This window comes from Chromobacterium haemolyticum, assembly GCF_002081825.1.
In the GTDB taxonomy this organism is placed as follows: Bacteria; Pseudomonadota; Gammaproteobacteria; order Burkholderiales; family Chromobacteriaceae; genus Chromobacterium; species Chromobacterium fluminis.
The window spans coordinates 36,309-48,543 of the sequence record NZ_MUKU01000040.1 but is presented as its reverse complement, the minus strand read 5'-3'; the positions used below and the strand labels follow the sequence as shown (position 1 = coordinate 48,543).

At 63.7% G+C, this 12,235-nt stretch carries 11 protein-coding genes and 1 pseudogene; 5 read left to right on the top strand and 7 right to left on the bottom strand.

The window, feature by feature from the left end:
* Positions 1 to 229, top strand: a pseudogene (locus B0T39_RS25970) (hypothetical protein); the annotation flags it as partial.
* Between the two features lie 113 nt (positions 230 to 342).
* On the opposite strand, the gene acnB reads toward B0T39_RS25970, so the two are convergent.
* Positions 343 to 2,928, bottom strand: a complete 2,586-nt coding sequence (gene acnB, locus B0T39_RS21150) for a bifunctional aconitate hydratase 2/2-methylisocitrate dehydratase (RefSeq protein ID WP_081550170.1) — start codon at positions 2,926 to 2,928, stop codon at positions 343 to 345.
* A 216-nt stretch (positions 2,929 to 3,144) separates the two neighbouring features.
* Here acnB and gcvA point away from each other — a divergent pair, with 216 nt between their 5' ends.
* Positions 3,145 to 4,038, top strand: coding sequence for a transcriptional regulator GcvA (gene gcvA / locus B0T39_RS21145; RefSeq protein WP_081550168.1), 894 nt, complete (start codon positions 3,145 to 3,147; stop codon positions 4,036 to 4,038).
* Between the two features lie 34 nt (positions 4,039 to 4,072).
* On the opposite strand, the gene B0T39_RS21140 is transcribed toward gcvA, so the two are convergent.
* Positions 4,073 to 4,846 carry a substrate-binding periplasmic protein gene (locus B0T39_RS21140; RefSeq protein ID WP_081550166.1) on the bottom strand — a complete coding sequence of 258 codons (774 nt, stop codon included), beginning with the start codon at positions 4,844 to 4,846 and terminating at the stop codon, positions 4,073 to 4,075.
* 192 nt (positions 4,847 to 5,038) lie between these two features.
* On the opposite strand from B0T39_RS21140, the gene B0T39_RS21135 reads away from it, so the two are divergent.
* Positions 5,039 to 6,046: a class 1 fructose-bisphosphatase gene (locus tag B0T39_RS21135; RefSeq protein ID WP_081550164.1), complete on the top strand. Its 1,008-nt coding sequence runs from the start codon at positions 5,039 to 5,041 to the stop codon at positions 6,044 to 6,046.
* Between the two features lie 64 nt (positions 6,047 to 6,110).
* Here the strand turns inward: B0T39_RS21135 and B0T39_RS21130 are convergent, their stop codons facing one another.
* Entirely contained in the window at positions 6,111 to 6,659 is a 549-nt protein-coding gene (locus tag B0T39_RS21130; protein ID WP_081550162.1) for an NADAR family protein, read from the bottom strand.
* A 430-nt stretch (positions 6,660 to 7,089) separates the two neighbouring features.
* Between B0T39_RS21130 and B0T39_RS21125 the strand changes: the two genes are divergently transcribed.
* Positions 7,090 to 7,326 carry a helix-turn-helix domain-containing protein gene (locus B0T39_RS21125; protein WP_081550160.1) on the top strand — a complete coding sequence of 79 codons (237 nt, stop codon included), beginning with the start codon at positions 7,090 to 7,092 and terminating at the stop codon, positions 7,324 to 7,326.
* A 17-nt stretch (positions 7,327 to 7,343) separates the two neighbouring features.
* Here the strand turns inward: B0T39_RS21125 and B0T39_RS21120 are convergent, their stop codons facing one another.
* The 4 genes from B0T39_RS21120 to B0T39_RS21105 are packed head-to-tail and all read right to left on the bottom strand — an operon-like array spanning position 7,344 to position 10,852.
* A complete protein-coding gene (locus tag B0T39_RS21120; protein WP_081550158.1) occupies positions 7,344 to 8,492 on the bottom strand; it encodes an osmoprotectant ABC transporter ATP-binding protein OsmV in 1,149 nt (382 codons plus the stop codon).
* Positions 8,492 to 9,151 carry an ABC transporter permease gene (locus tag B0T39_RS21115; RefSeq protein ID WP_081550156.1) on the bottom strand — a complete coding sequence of 220 codons (660 nt, stop codon included), beginning with the start codon at positions 9,149 to 9,151 and terminating at the stop codon, positions 8,492 to 8,494. Before B0T39_RS21115 ends, B0T39_RS21120 begins: the two co-directional genes overlap by 1 nt.
* Before the next feature lie 10 nt (positions 9,152 to 9,161).
* The gene (locus B0T39_RS21110; RefSeq protein ID WP_081550154.1) at positions 9,162 to 10,082 is read right to left on the bottom strand and encodes a glycine betaine ABC transporter substrate-binding protein; all 921 of its coding nucleotides are present in this window, start codon (positions 10,080 to 10,082) and stop codon (positions 9,162 to 9,164) included.
* A gap of 53 nt (positions 10,083 to 10,135) precedes the next feature.
* Positions 10,136 to 10,852, bottom strand: coding sequence for an ABC transporter permease (locus tag B0T39_RS21105; protein ID WP_081550152.1), 717 nt, complete (start codon positions 10,850 to 10,852; stop codon positions 10,136 to 10,138).
* Positions 10,853 to 11,328: 476 nt separating this feature from the next.
* On the opposite strand from B0T39_RS21105, the gene B0T39_RS21100 reads away from it, so the two are divergent.
* Entirely contained in the window at positions 11,329 to 12,210 is an 882-nt protein-coding gene (locus B0T39_RS21100) for a LysR family transcriptional regulator (protein ID WP_254894620.1), read from the top strand.
* Positions 12,211 to 12,235: the final 25 nt, after the last annotated feature.

Genomic DNA, 12,235 nt, shown 5'->3' with positions numbered 1-12,235 from the left:
CAGCGTCAGACCGACGGATCTGAGCTTTACGACGGCGCTGCATTATTTGCGCTACGAGTGGAGCTGGCTAGCAATCAGCAGCCCCGGCACCTTGCCGGCGCGGCTGCTTCGCCTGCGCGAGCGCTTGGGTGAATTGCTACTTTCGAAACAACGGCGAGGGCGTGAATGCCCTCGCCGTTGTGAAAAAGCAGCCGTCCCGTTACCCGATCAAACAAGTTCGATCCGCTAAGTGAACGGCATTACCGCTGGCGCGGGGTATTTTCTTGGGGGTATGTCTAGGGGTATCCAATGATACACCCCGGACACCTCGCCAGGGATCCGACAATCAAATCATTGATTTGCTTACACCTTCACGGTGTCGGCCAGTTCCTGATAGTCGGCGATCTCGTTGAAGTTCATATAGCGGTAAACTTCGCCGGCCTTCTGATTGAGCACGCCGATGTCGGCCATGTATTCCTCCTTGGTCGGGATGCGGCCCAGACGGGAGCAGATCGCGGCCAGTTCGGCGGAACCCAGGTAAACGTTGGAGTTCTTGCCCAAACGATTGGGGAAGTTGCGAGTGGAGGTGGACATCACGGTGGCGCCCTCCTTCACCTGTGCCTGGTTGCCCATGCACAGCGAGCAGCCCGGCATTTCCATCCGCGCGCCGGCGGTGCCGAAAGTACCGTAATGGCCTTCCGCGGTCAGCTGTTCGGCGTCCATCTTGGTCGGCGGCGCCACCCACAGTTTCACCGGGATATCGCGCTTGCCTTCCAGCAGCTTGGAGGCGGCGCGGAAGTGGCCGATATTGGTCATGCAAGAGCCGATGAACACTTCGTCGATCTTGGCGCCGGCCACGTCGGACAGGGTTTTCACGTCGTCCGGGTCGTTCGGGCAGGCCACGACGGGCTCGTGGATGTCGGCCAGATCGATCTCGATCACCGCCGCGTATTCCGCGTCGGCGTCGCCCTTCAGCAGCTGCGGATTGGCGATCCAGGCCTCCATCGCCTTGATGCGGCGCTCCAGCGTGCGCGCGTCCTGATAGCCGTTGGCGATCATGGTCTTCATCAGGGTGATGTTGGAGGTCATGTATTCGATGATCGGCGCTTTGTCCAGATGCACCGTGCAACCGGCGGCGGAACGTTCGGCGGAGGCGTCGGACAGCTCGAACGCTTGCTCCACCTTCAAGTCCGGCAAGCCTTCGATTTCCAGAATGCGGCCGGAGAAGGCGTTTTTCTTGCCGGCCTTGGCCACGGTCAGCAGGCCTTGCTTGATCGCGTACAGCGGGATGGCGTTGACCAGATCGCGCAGGGTCACGCCCGGCTGCATCTTGCCCTTGAAGCGCACCAGCACCGATTCAGGCATGTCCAACGGCATCACGCCGGTGGCGGCGGCAAAGGCCACCAGGCCGGAGCCGGCCGGGAAGGAGATGCCGATCGGGAAACGGGTGTGGCTGTCGCCGCCGGTGCCCACGGTGTCCGGCAGCAGCAGGCGGTTCAGCCAGCTGTGGATCACGCCGTCGCCCGGACGCAGCGACACACCGCCGCGGGTGGAAATGAAGGCCGGCAGTTCTTTGTGCATCTTCACGTCCACCGGCTTGGGATAAGCGGCGGTGTGGCAGAAGGACTGCATCACCAGATCGGCGGAGAAGCCCAGGCAGGCCAGGTCTTTCAGTTCGTCGCGGGTCATCGGGCCGGTGGTGTCCTGCGAGCCGACGGTAGTCATCTTCGGTTCGCAGTAAGTGCCCGGGCGCACGCCCTGGCCTTCCGGCAGGCCACAGGCGCGGCCAACCATTTTCTGAGCCAGGCTGAAACCCTTGCCGGAATCCACCGGGGATTTGGGCAGACGGAACTCGGTGGACGCCGACAGGCCCAGCGCTTCGCGCGCCTTGCCGGTCAGGCCGCGGCCGATGATCAGGTTAATACGGCCACCGGCGCGCACTTCGTCCAGGATCACTTCGGACTTGAGCGCGAAGTCGGCGATCTTCTGGCCGGCCTTCTCGATCTTGCCTTCATACGGGTAGATGTCGATCACGTCGCCCATGTCCATCTTGGACACGTCCACTTCGATCGGCAGCGCGCCGGAGTCTTCCTGGGTGTTGAAGAAGATGGGGGCGATCTTGCCGCCCAGGCACACGCCGCCGAAGCGCTTGTTCGGCACGTAGGGAATGTCTTCGCCCGTGCCCCAGATCACGCTGTTGGTGGCGGATTTGCGGCTGGAGCCGGTGCCCACCACGTCGCCGACATAGGCGACCAGATGGCCTTTTTTCTTCAGGTCTTCGATGAACTGCATCGGGCCGCGCTTGCCGTCTTCTTCCGGAGTGATGCCGGGACGGGCGTTCTTCAGCATGGCGAGGTAATGCAACGGGATGTCCGGGCGGCTCCAGGCGTCCGGCGCCGGGGACAGGTCGTCGGTATTGGTTTCACCGGTGACCTTGAACACGGTGACGGTGATTTTCTCAGCCACCGCCGGGCGGCTGGTGAACCATTCGGCGTTGGCCCAGGATTCCACCACCTGCTTGGCGAAGGCGTTGCCCTTGTCCATTTTTTCCTTCACGTCGTGGAAGGCGTCGAACATCAGCAGGGTTTTCTTCAGGCCGTCGGCGGCGATCTGGGCCACGGCGGCGTCGTCCAGCAGGTCGATCAGCGGCTTGATGTTGTAGCCGCCCAGCATGGTGCCCAGCAACTGGGTGGCCAGCTCGCGGGAGACCAGCGGGGATTGGGCGTCGCCCTCGGCCACGGCAGCCAGGAAGGAAGCCTTGACCTTGGCGGCGTCGTCCACGCCCGGCGGCACGCGATGGGTGATCAGTTCAACCAGGGTGCTTTCTTCGCCCTTGGGCGGGTTTTTCAGCAGTTCCACTAGCGCTTCCACTTGTTTGGCGGACAGCGGCAGCGGCGGAATGCCCAGCGCGGCGCGCTCGGCCACGTGTTGACGGTAAGCTTCCAGCATGACTTTGGACCTTTATGGCTTGGGTTGTTGGCAGCGTCCCCGGCAAGGCCGGAACACCGACGCTGCGGGACAATGGGGTAGGCTATGGCTGCGGCCACCAAGGCCGCGCTGCGACGCCCATTGGCGCAGCCTTGATTTCATGCTTGAAGATTACGCTGTTAGCCGTCCGCTTTCAAACGAGTTATCGCAACATAGATTGTGAGTTAAAATCACAACATGAGCACTTACCCCCCTCTCAACACCCTGCGTATTTTTGAGGCAGCGGCCCGACTGGAAAGCTTTTCCGCCGCCGCCGGCGAACTCTTCGTCACCCACGGGGCTGTGAGCAAGCAGATCAAGCAGCTGGAGGATTGGCTGGGCGTGCCGCTGTTCGAGCGCAGCGGCGGCAGGGTCAAGCTGACCGATCCCGGCTGGCGCTATCTGGTGCAGGTGCAGGACGGCCTGGACCTGATCGCCAACGCCACTTCCCAGCTGCTGCAAGCGGACAGCCGGCGCCGGGTCAGCATCAACTCCACGCCCACCTTCGCCATGTACTGGCTACTGCCGCGGCTAAGCCGTTTTCGCGAGCAGTTTCCGGAACTGGAGCTGCACCTGGCCACATCGGACCGCGACATCAGCCGGCTGGACAGCCCGTTCGACATCGCCATCCGCCGCGGCCCCGGCGACTGGCCCGGCCACATCGCCAAGCCCTTCTTGAAGGAATGGGAGCTGCCGCTGTGCAGCCCGGCGCTGCTGGCCGCCGCGCCCATCGCCAGTCCGGCGGATCTGGCGCGCCACACCCTGCTCTACGCCGACACCCGCCCCACCGCCTGGCCCCGCTGGTTGACGCTGGCCGGGGTGCCGGAGCTGAAACCGGCCAGCGCCCTGCACTTCGATAGTTTCTCGCTGGCCTTGCAGGCGGCGATGGACGGCCTGGGCGTGGTGCTGGGGCCCATGCCGATGGCGCAGGCGCAGATAGACGCCGGCGTGCTGCTGTCGCCTTTGCCAGCGCCGGTGGCCACGGTGCGCGATTACTGCTGGGTGGCGCCGCGCGCGGCGGCGGAGGACGCCGCCGTCGCCGCGTTCTGCCGCTGGCTGGAGAGCGAGGCCGCCCGCCCCGACTCAGCCTGAACGCGCGTTCAAAGCCGCGCGAGCATGGGAGAAATCAATGTCCGGAACCGGGCTGCAAGCCAATCAGCTTGACGTCCATAGGCGCCGCGTCGCGCGGCAGCCATCTGTTGTAGATGCGTTTGAAGCTCCCGTCTTTCTTGACGGCGCTGAAAGCGGTCTGCCAGCGCTTCACCTCCGCCGCCGAGGTGCCGCGCGAAAACGCCAGATACAACTCCAGCGTTTCCAGCACCCGCACCACTTCCACTGCGTCCGGCGGCTGGTGGATGTCTTTCAGCACCGATGCGACGACGAAACCGCCCTCCGACCACATATCGTAGCGGCCCACCAGCAGCTTCTGCGCGGTGATTTGCGGGGTGGGCGCCAGGTCCACCTCAATGAAGCCTGCCGCAATCGCCGCGTCGGCGAAAATACTGCCGCGGTAAGCGCCCACCGGCCGGTGATAGATGCCGTTGCCCAGAGCCAGCAAGCCGGCGGCCTCGCCCTTGCGCGCCAGCAGCACGGTCTGCGAGATGGCAATGGGCCCCAGCAGCGTCATCTGCTTTTCGCGGGTGTCGTTCCGTCCCACGGTGAACAGCATCACTCCCGGCGTGGTCAGCAATTCCTTATAACCCCGCGCCCAGGGCACCACGTCGATGGCGCTGTTGTCATGCATCCGCGCCTGGATTTCGCGCACCACTTCCACCGCCATGCCGTCGGGCACGCCGTTGTGTTGGAAAGTGATGGGAGGCCAGTCCTCGGTGTAAATGGTGATCGCCCGCGCCTGCCAAGCCGCCAACAGCAATAGCAGCGCCAATAAGCCCTTAGCCATGGTCTTTCCCCGTACCACGTGAACCCGATTTTATTCATAGCCGTTTCACGCGTCGCCTGCAGGTCATTTCCGACCGCGCCCCGGGGGCATGACGACCGCAAGACGCTTATCCGTTATAATGAGGCGGTCAAGCCGGCACAGCCGGCATATCGAGCATTTGTTTCGCGCACCCACCCAAAGCTAAGGATTGCCATGAGCCGCATCACCCTCTCCCGCTTTTTGATCGAACAGCAACGCAAGGCCGGCACGCTGCCGCCTGAGTTGCGCTTGCTGATCGAAACCGTAGGCCGCGCCTGCAAAGCCATCAGCTATTCGGTGAACAAGGGCGCGCTGGCCGACGTGCTGGGCGAAGCCGGCACCGGCAACATCCAGGGCGAGGCGCAGAAAAAGCTGGACGTGATCGCCAACGACTACCTACTGGACGCCAACGAGTGGGGCGGCAGCCTGGCGGCGATGGCCTCCGAGGAAATGGAGCTTCCCTACCACATTCCCGGCGAATACCCGAAGGGCGAGTACCTGTTGATGTTCGATCCGCTGGACGGCTCATCCAATATCGACGTCAACATCTCGGTGGGCACCATCTTCTCCATCCTGCGCTGCCCCCATGGCATTGACCACGCCACCGAAGGCGCCTTCCTTCAGCCCGGCACCGAGCAAGTGGCCGCCGGCTACACCGTATACGGCCCGCAAACCCTGTTGGTGCTGACCTTCGGCAGCGGCGTCCACGGCTTCACGCTGGACCGCGAGCAAGGCTCTTTCGTGCTGACCCACCCGGATATGAAAGTGCCGGAAAGCACCGGCGAATTCGCCATCAATATGTCCAATATGCGTCACTGGGACGCGCCGGTGAAACGCTATGTCGACGAACTGCTGGCCGGCAGCACTGGTCCGCGCGGCCGCGATTTCAATATGCGCTGGGTGGCGTCCATGGTGGCCGAGGTGCATCGCATCCTGACCCGCGGCGGCATCTTCATGTATCCGCGCGACGCGCGCACCCCGGACCAGGCCGGCAAGCTGCGGCTGATGTACGAAGGCAATCCGATGGCCTTCGTGGTGGAACAGGCCGGCGGCGCGGCCACCAACGGCCATCAGCGCATCATGGACATCCAGCCGCAGAAGCTGCACGAGCGAGTGGCGGTGTTCCTAGGCTCCAAGGAAGAAGTGGAACGCGTCACCGCCTACCACGCCGAACAGCGGTAAGCGCGCGCCAAAAGAAAAACCCCTGTCGAAACTGACAGGGTTTTTTTCTTGCTCGTCGCCGGCGCTAGCGCAAACGCTCGCGCACTTCCATCAGCGCGAAGCCCAGCAGATTGCTGCCGTCCCACATGTCCGGCAGCCAGGCCTGCGGGTCGTCCTCGGCCCAGCCTATGCCCCAGACGCAATCCACCGGGCTGGCCTCCACCAGAATGGCGTCGCCGGTGCCGCGCAGAAAATCGCCCAGCGCCGGGTTTTGCTCGAACTTGGCCAGATTGCCCCGCATCACCACCTCGCAGCAGCACTGCTGCCACAAGGCGCTGTCGAAGCCGCGCACCTGGCGTCCCAAGGCCTTGGCCTCGGCCGGCGTGGCCGCGGCCAGTATCCTGCTCCGGATCTCCGCGTCTTCGAACAAACGCGCCTTTTCCGCCATCATATAATGCTCGGCGCTGGCGTAGCTCACGCCGTCCAGCTCGAAGCCCACCGGAAACCACTGACTCAGGCAGCTCTTGCAGACGCCGTCCTCGTGTTTGGGCCTGTGTCCCCAGAAAAACAGAAAATCCAACGTTTCGCCGGCCGCCGCCCGCTTACGCAACTCGCTTACTGTCCGGATCGCCATGGTCCGCGTCCTCCACTTCCTGCGCGGCCATATGCCGCAAAAAATGCCAAGAGCCCCTCTTCGTCCGCTGTCGCCGCGGCGCTGAACATCTACATGGCCATCACTATAAGGAGCCGGAACCGGGTTAGACAAGCGCGGCGCGCAGCCGGCCCGCGCGTGAATCCGCCGGTTTCCACGCAAACAGACAAAAACAATGATTAATTACCGCATGGCGATGATTTAGCCGCCTCCGCCCGCATTTCGGGCGCGGTGGATATGCAACACCGCCTTACCAACATAGGACCGGCCACCTCGATTGCCCATAGGTAAAACTACTCAGCGCAAGCGCAACCGTCCGCATTGCCATGAAGCGGCGTAGCGGAGTATGTTTTCCCCCATAAGCCTGTAAGCCGCTGTTGGAAAAGACATTACAAGCCCTGGGGAGACCGGCATGGCTATCGTAATCACGCTGGACGTCATGCTGGCGCAACGCAAGATCAAATCCAAGGATCTGGCACAGGCCATCGGCATTACGCCACACAATCTATCGCTGCTGAAGCTGGGCAAGGTCAAGAGCCTGCGCCTGGATACGCTGGACGCGCTGTGCCGGCAGTTGGACTGCCAGCCAGGCGATTTACTGAGTCACTTGCGGGAAACGGACCCGGTGGACGAAGAGCCGTCGGTCTGACTCTCCGTCCGCCCGCATCAGCGGGCCGGCTGACGCGCGCCGCGCGCCGAGGTGCGGCCCGAATTCAAATAGCCGGCGATGTAATCTTGCGACACTTCGCCGTTGTAGCGGCCGTCGCCGTCCAGCACCGGCATCCAAGTCAGGTTGTGCTCGTACAGGCGGGACAGCACCACGCGCAGGTTCTCGCCCGCCGCCGCGGTCACGCTCACCGGCTTGATCTTATCCGCGCACACGCCGTCCGCGCCGCGCGCGTCGCGACGACGCACAAAGCCCAGCGGCAAGCCGTCTTCGTCCACCACGGTCAAATGCATCAAGTCGTTGTCGTCCATCAGGGCATAAGCGGCCGCCAGCGGCGTATCCAGCCGCGCGGTTAGCGTTTCCTGCTGATCGGCCACTTCGCCGGCCTGTACCAACAGCAGGCGCTTGAGCGTGCGGTCCTGGCCAACGAAACTGGCGACGAAGTCGTCCGCGGGACGCGCCAGAATCTCGTCGGAACCGGCGCACTGCACCATGCGGCCCTGACGGAACACCGCGATGCGGTCGCCCAGCTTGATCGCCTCGTCGATGTCGTGGCTGACCAGCAACACGGTCTTGCCCAACTGGCGCTGCATTTGCAGAAACTCGTTCTGGATCTGCTCGCGGTTGATCGGGTCCACCGCGCCGAAGGGCTCGTCCATCAGCAAGACCGGCGCGTCGGCCGCCAGCGCGCGAATCACGCCGATGCGCTGCTGCTGGCCGCCGGACATCTCGCGCGGATAACGCTGCAGGAAGCGGTTGGGGTCCAAGGCCACCATGCTCATCAGTTCGCGCGCGCGCTCGCGGCAGCGCTTCTTGTCCCAGCCCAGCATCCGCGGCACAACAGTGATGTTGTCCTCAATAGTCATATTGGGGAACAGGCCGATCTGCTGGATCACGTAGCCGATCTGGCGGCGCAGCGTCACGCTGTCGATGCCGGCGGTGTCCTCGCCGTTGATCAATACCTTGCCCGAAGTGGGCTCGATCAGACGGTTGATCATTTTCATCGTGGTGGTCTTGCCGCAGCCGGACGGGCCCAACAGCACGCAGATCTCGCCTTCCGGCACATGCAGATTGACATTGTCCACCGCCTGGAAGACCTGGCCGTTTTTCTGGGTAAATTGCTTGCAGAGGTTTTGCAGTTCAATCATCAACGAATTCCTTTCGGGGTCAGCGCGCGCTGAGCGCGCAGCAACAACCAATCCATCGCGACGGCGAGCACGCTCACCGCCACCGCGCCGGCAATCAGCTTGCGAATGTCGCTCTGGCTGATGCCGTGCAATATCAGAGTGCCCAAGCCGCCGGCGCCGACGATGGCGGCGATCGCCATCACGCCGATGTTCAGCACCACCGCGGTGCGGATGCCGGCGAAGATCAGCGGCGTGGCCAGCGGCAGTTCCACCCAGCGCAAGCGCTGCCAGAAGGTCAGCCCCAGGCCGCGGCCGGCTTCGCGCACGCCGGGCTCAAGATGAGTCAGCGCGGTGTGGGTGTTGCGCACGATGGGCAGCAGGGAGTACAGGAAGGCGGCGGTGATGGCCGGCACTGCGCCAATGCCCTGCCCAATCATGGAAAACAGCGGCACCATCAAGCCGAACAAGGCGATGGCCGGAATGGTCAGCACCACGGTGGCCAGGCCCAACACCAGGCCGGCCAGCGCCTGAAAGCGCACGATCAGCACGCCCAAAGGCACGCCCAGCAGCACGGCCAGCCCAACGGCCATGCCCACCAGTCTCAGATGCTGCTCGGCCAAAACGGCGATTTGCGGCAGGTTTTGCCAGATGAACTGGCAGGTTTGCAATAGGGTTTCCATGCGGCCTCCTTTAGATCAGGCCGCGCTGGCGCAGGAATTCGCTGGCGACTTCCTTCACCGGACGGTGTTCGATGTCCACCTTGGCGTTGAGCTCGGACATAGTGTCGTTGTCCAGCAAGGCGGCCAGCTTGTTCAGTTCGTCGGCCAGGCCGGGGTTGCGCTCCAGCGTGTCGCGGCGCACCACCGGCGTGGCGGCGTAGGCCGGGAAATAACCCATATCGTCCTGCAGCACCACCAGATCGAAACCTTTTACGCGGCCGTCGGTGGTGTAGACCAGGCCGGCGTCGACGAAGCCGTCGCGGATGGCGTTATACACCAGGCCCGGATCCATCTGACGGATTTGCGGTCGGCTCAATTCCATGCCGTACAGCTGCTGCATCGGCTTGAGGCCGTCCGGACGTCCGGCGAACTCCATGTCGAAGCCCAGTTGCCAGCGTTTGGACGAACCGTTGTTTTCATTGACCCGCCGCGCCAGATCGGACAGCGTGCGCACGCCCTCTGCCTCGGCGCGCTCGCGTTTCATCGCCAGCGCGTAGGTATTGTTGAGCGGAGCCGGATTCAGCCAGATCAACCCCAGGGGTTCGTCCAGCTTCTTGACCGTGGCGTAAGCCTCCTCGTTGCTCATTTTCTTCTGGATGCCGTGATGAATGATCAGGCCGGTGCCGGTGTAGTCCCACACCAGATCCAGTTGGCGGTTCTCCAGCGCGTTGCGCAGGATCACCGTCGCCAGGTCCGCCTTTTGCGTGACCTGGTAACCCTTGCTGCCCAGGTACTGCGCGGTGATATCGGACAGCAGGTGCTGTTCGGTGAAGTTCTTGCTGCCCAACACCAGGCCGGCGGCAAAGGCCGGCACTGCGCTCAGCAAGGCCGCCAGCGTCAGCGCGCGGCGCGCCAGCTTGCGCCAGGGCGAGAAGAAAAGTGCTTGTGTCATAGATGTCCTCCGTGCGAGCGCCCGCCGGAACGGGCGACAGGGGGGTATTCGAATCAGGCCAGGCCGCGGGCGGCGGCCAGACGGCCCAGGCCGGCCAGCGTCATGTCCAGCGTCAGCGCGATCAGCGCGGTGCCGCCGGCGCCCAGCAGCAGCGCGGTATGGTTGTTCAGATAGATGCCGGGGAAGATCAGCTCGCCGTAGCTGCTGGCGCCAATCAGGAAGGCCAGCGGCGCGGTGCCCACGTTCAAGGCCAGCGCCACCCGCACACCGGTCAGTATCACCGGCAAGGCGTTGGGCAGCTCCACCCGCCACAACCGTTGACGCGGGGTCATGCCCAGCGCGTCGGCGGCTTCCAGCAGCGCCGGCTGCAGGCCGGCCAGGCCGGCGTAGGTGTTGCGCACAATGGGCAGCAATGACGCCAGGAACAGCGCCACGATGGCCGGCGCGTCGCCGATGCCGATCAGGGCCATCGCCAGCGCCAACACCGCCATGGGCGGCAACGTGTTGCCGATATTGAAAATCTGCATCCAGTGCTCGGCGCTGCCCCGCAGCCGCTGGCGGCTGAGCAACACGCCGCTGGGCAAGCCCACGGCCAGAGCCAGCGCCATGGAGACGCCCACCAGATAAAGATGTTGCCAGCCCAGGTAGATCAGATCTTCCCGGTACTCGGTCCATACGGCTGGGCTTACACCGTAAATCAATCCCGCCGCCGCTACGGCGACCAGGATCAGCCCGATCATGCTGCGCTTGCTAAACGCTCTTTTGTGCATCTGCGTCCTCCTTGGCGAAAGCAATGGCCGGCAAGGCCACGGCGATCCGCTGTAATGATCGCGACAACTAGAGAGCTGCCAGTAAATAGACATCCGGCGCGGGCCGGACATGAGGTGCGTTTAAACGCGAGGCTCGACGGCGCTAAACCATCGATTTTGAGTGGCGCGGTGTGCGCCTGATGAAAAACCTAATAAGTTATAACACTGTTTGTATCGAACATGCAAATTTTCTAATGTTCACGACAACACTTAAAGAGCAAGGGCAAGGCATTGAAAAAGCAATCTTTCTTTTTGTTCACATCAAACAAAATAGATAATTTGGCCGCTCTCCTTCGCCCAGCCCTATAAGGTACGCGCGCGTTGGGCCCGCTCGCGCCGTCCCAACGGCCACTTGCCGCCGCTCGGCCCCGAAGCCAGAATGCGCTGTTTCGTCCGTTGCAACAATCACGGCAAAAAATATGGATCGATTGCATTTGATGACTGTATTCATCGCGGTGGCGGAAGCGGAAAGCTTCGCCGGCGCGGCGCGTAAACTGGGCATGTCGCCGCCGGCGGCTACGCGCGCGGTGGCGGCGTTGGAGGCGCGGCTGCAAGCCCGCCTACTCAACCGCAGCACCCGCCATGTGCGCGTTACCGAGGCCGGCCAGCGGTATCTGGAAGACGCTCGCCGCGTGATCGCCGCGGCGGACGAGGCCGACGAAGCCGCCTCCGGCGGGAATGCGCCGCCGCGCGGCTTGCTGACCATCACCGCGCCGGCGCTGTTCGGCCTGCGCTACGTGATGCCTGGGATCAACGACTACCTGCTGCGCCATCCCGAGGTGACGGTGGACGCCTTGCTGCTGGACCGCGTGGTCAACCTTCTGGAAGAAGGCGTGGACGTGGCCGTCCGCATCGGCGAGTTGCCGGACTCCAACCTGAGCGCCCTGCGCGTCGGCCAAGTGCGGCGGGTGGTCTGCGCGGCGCCGGCCTATCTCGCCGAGCGCGGCGCGCCGCACACGCCGACGGACTTGCAGCGGCACTCGCTGATCGCCTCTCGCGGCGTGGGCTCCAGCCACGAATGGCGTTTCAGCGACGGCGGCAAACCGCTGAGCGTGCGTCTCAAGCCCAGGCTCACCGTCAGCAACAACGAGGCGGCCATCGCCGCCGCGGTGGCGGGCCTGGGCCTTACCCGCCTGCTGTCTTACCAAGTGGCGCCGCTATTGGCCGCCGGTCAATTGCAACAGGTGCTGGCCGAATACGACGACGCCAGCCAGCCCATCCATATCTTGCATCAAGAAGGCAGGCTGGCCTCGGCCAAAACCCGGACCTTCATCGACTTGATGGCGGAGCGGCTGCGCGGCCACCCCGAGCTGCGCTAACGCCATCGACACCGCCATCCCCCCA

Coding starts and splice junctions, on each gene's coding strand:
- gcvA (WP_081550168.1), top strand. CDS start 3,145: ATGAGCACTTACCCCCCTCTCAACACCCTGCGTATTTTTGAGGCAGCG.
- B0T39_RS21105 (WP_081550152.1), bottom strand. CDS start 10,852: ATGCACAAAAGAGCGTTTAGCAAGCGCAGCATGATCGGGCTGATCCTG.
- B0T39_RS21125 (WP_081550160.1), top strand. CDS start 7,090: ATGGCTATCGTAATCACGCTGGACGTCATGCTGGCGCAACGCAAGATC.
- B0T39_RS21140 (WP_081550166.1), bottom strand. CDS start 4,846: ATGGCTAAGGGCTTATTGGCGCTGCTATTGCTGTTGGCGGCTTGGCAG.
- B0T39_RS21135 (WP_081550164.1), top strand. CDS start 5,039: ATGAGCCGCATCACCCTCTCCCGCTTTTTGATCGAACAGCAACGCAAG.
- B0T39_RS21130 (WP_081550162.1), bottom strand. CDS start 6,659: ATGGCGATCCGGACAGTAAGCGAGTTGCGTAAGCGGGCGGCGGCCGGC.
- B0T39_RS21120 (WP_081550158.1), bottom strand. CDS start 8,492: ATGATTGAACTGCAAAACCTCTGCAAGCAATTTACCCAGAAAAACGGC.
- acnB (WP_081550170.1), bottom strand. CDS start 2,928: ATGCTGGAAGCTTACCGTCAACACGTGGCCGAGCGCGCCGCGCTGGGC.
- B0T39_RS21100 (WP_254894620.1), top strand. CDS start 11,329: ATGACTGTATTCATCGCGGTGGCGGAAGCGGAAAGCTTCGCCGGCGCG.
- B0T39_RS21115 (WP_081550156.1), bottom strand. CDS start 9,151: ATGGAAACCCTATTGCAAACCTGCCAGTTCATCTGGCAAAACCTGCCG.
- B0T39_RS21110 (WP_081550154.1), bottom strand. CDS start 10,082: ATGACACAAGCACTTTTCTTCTCGCCCTGGCGCAAGCTGGCGCGCCGC.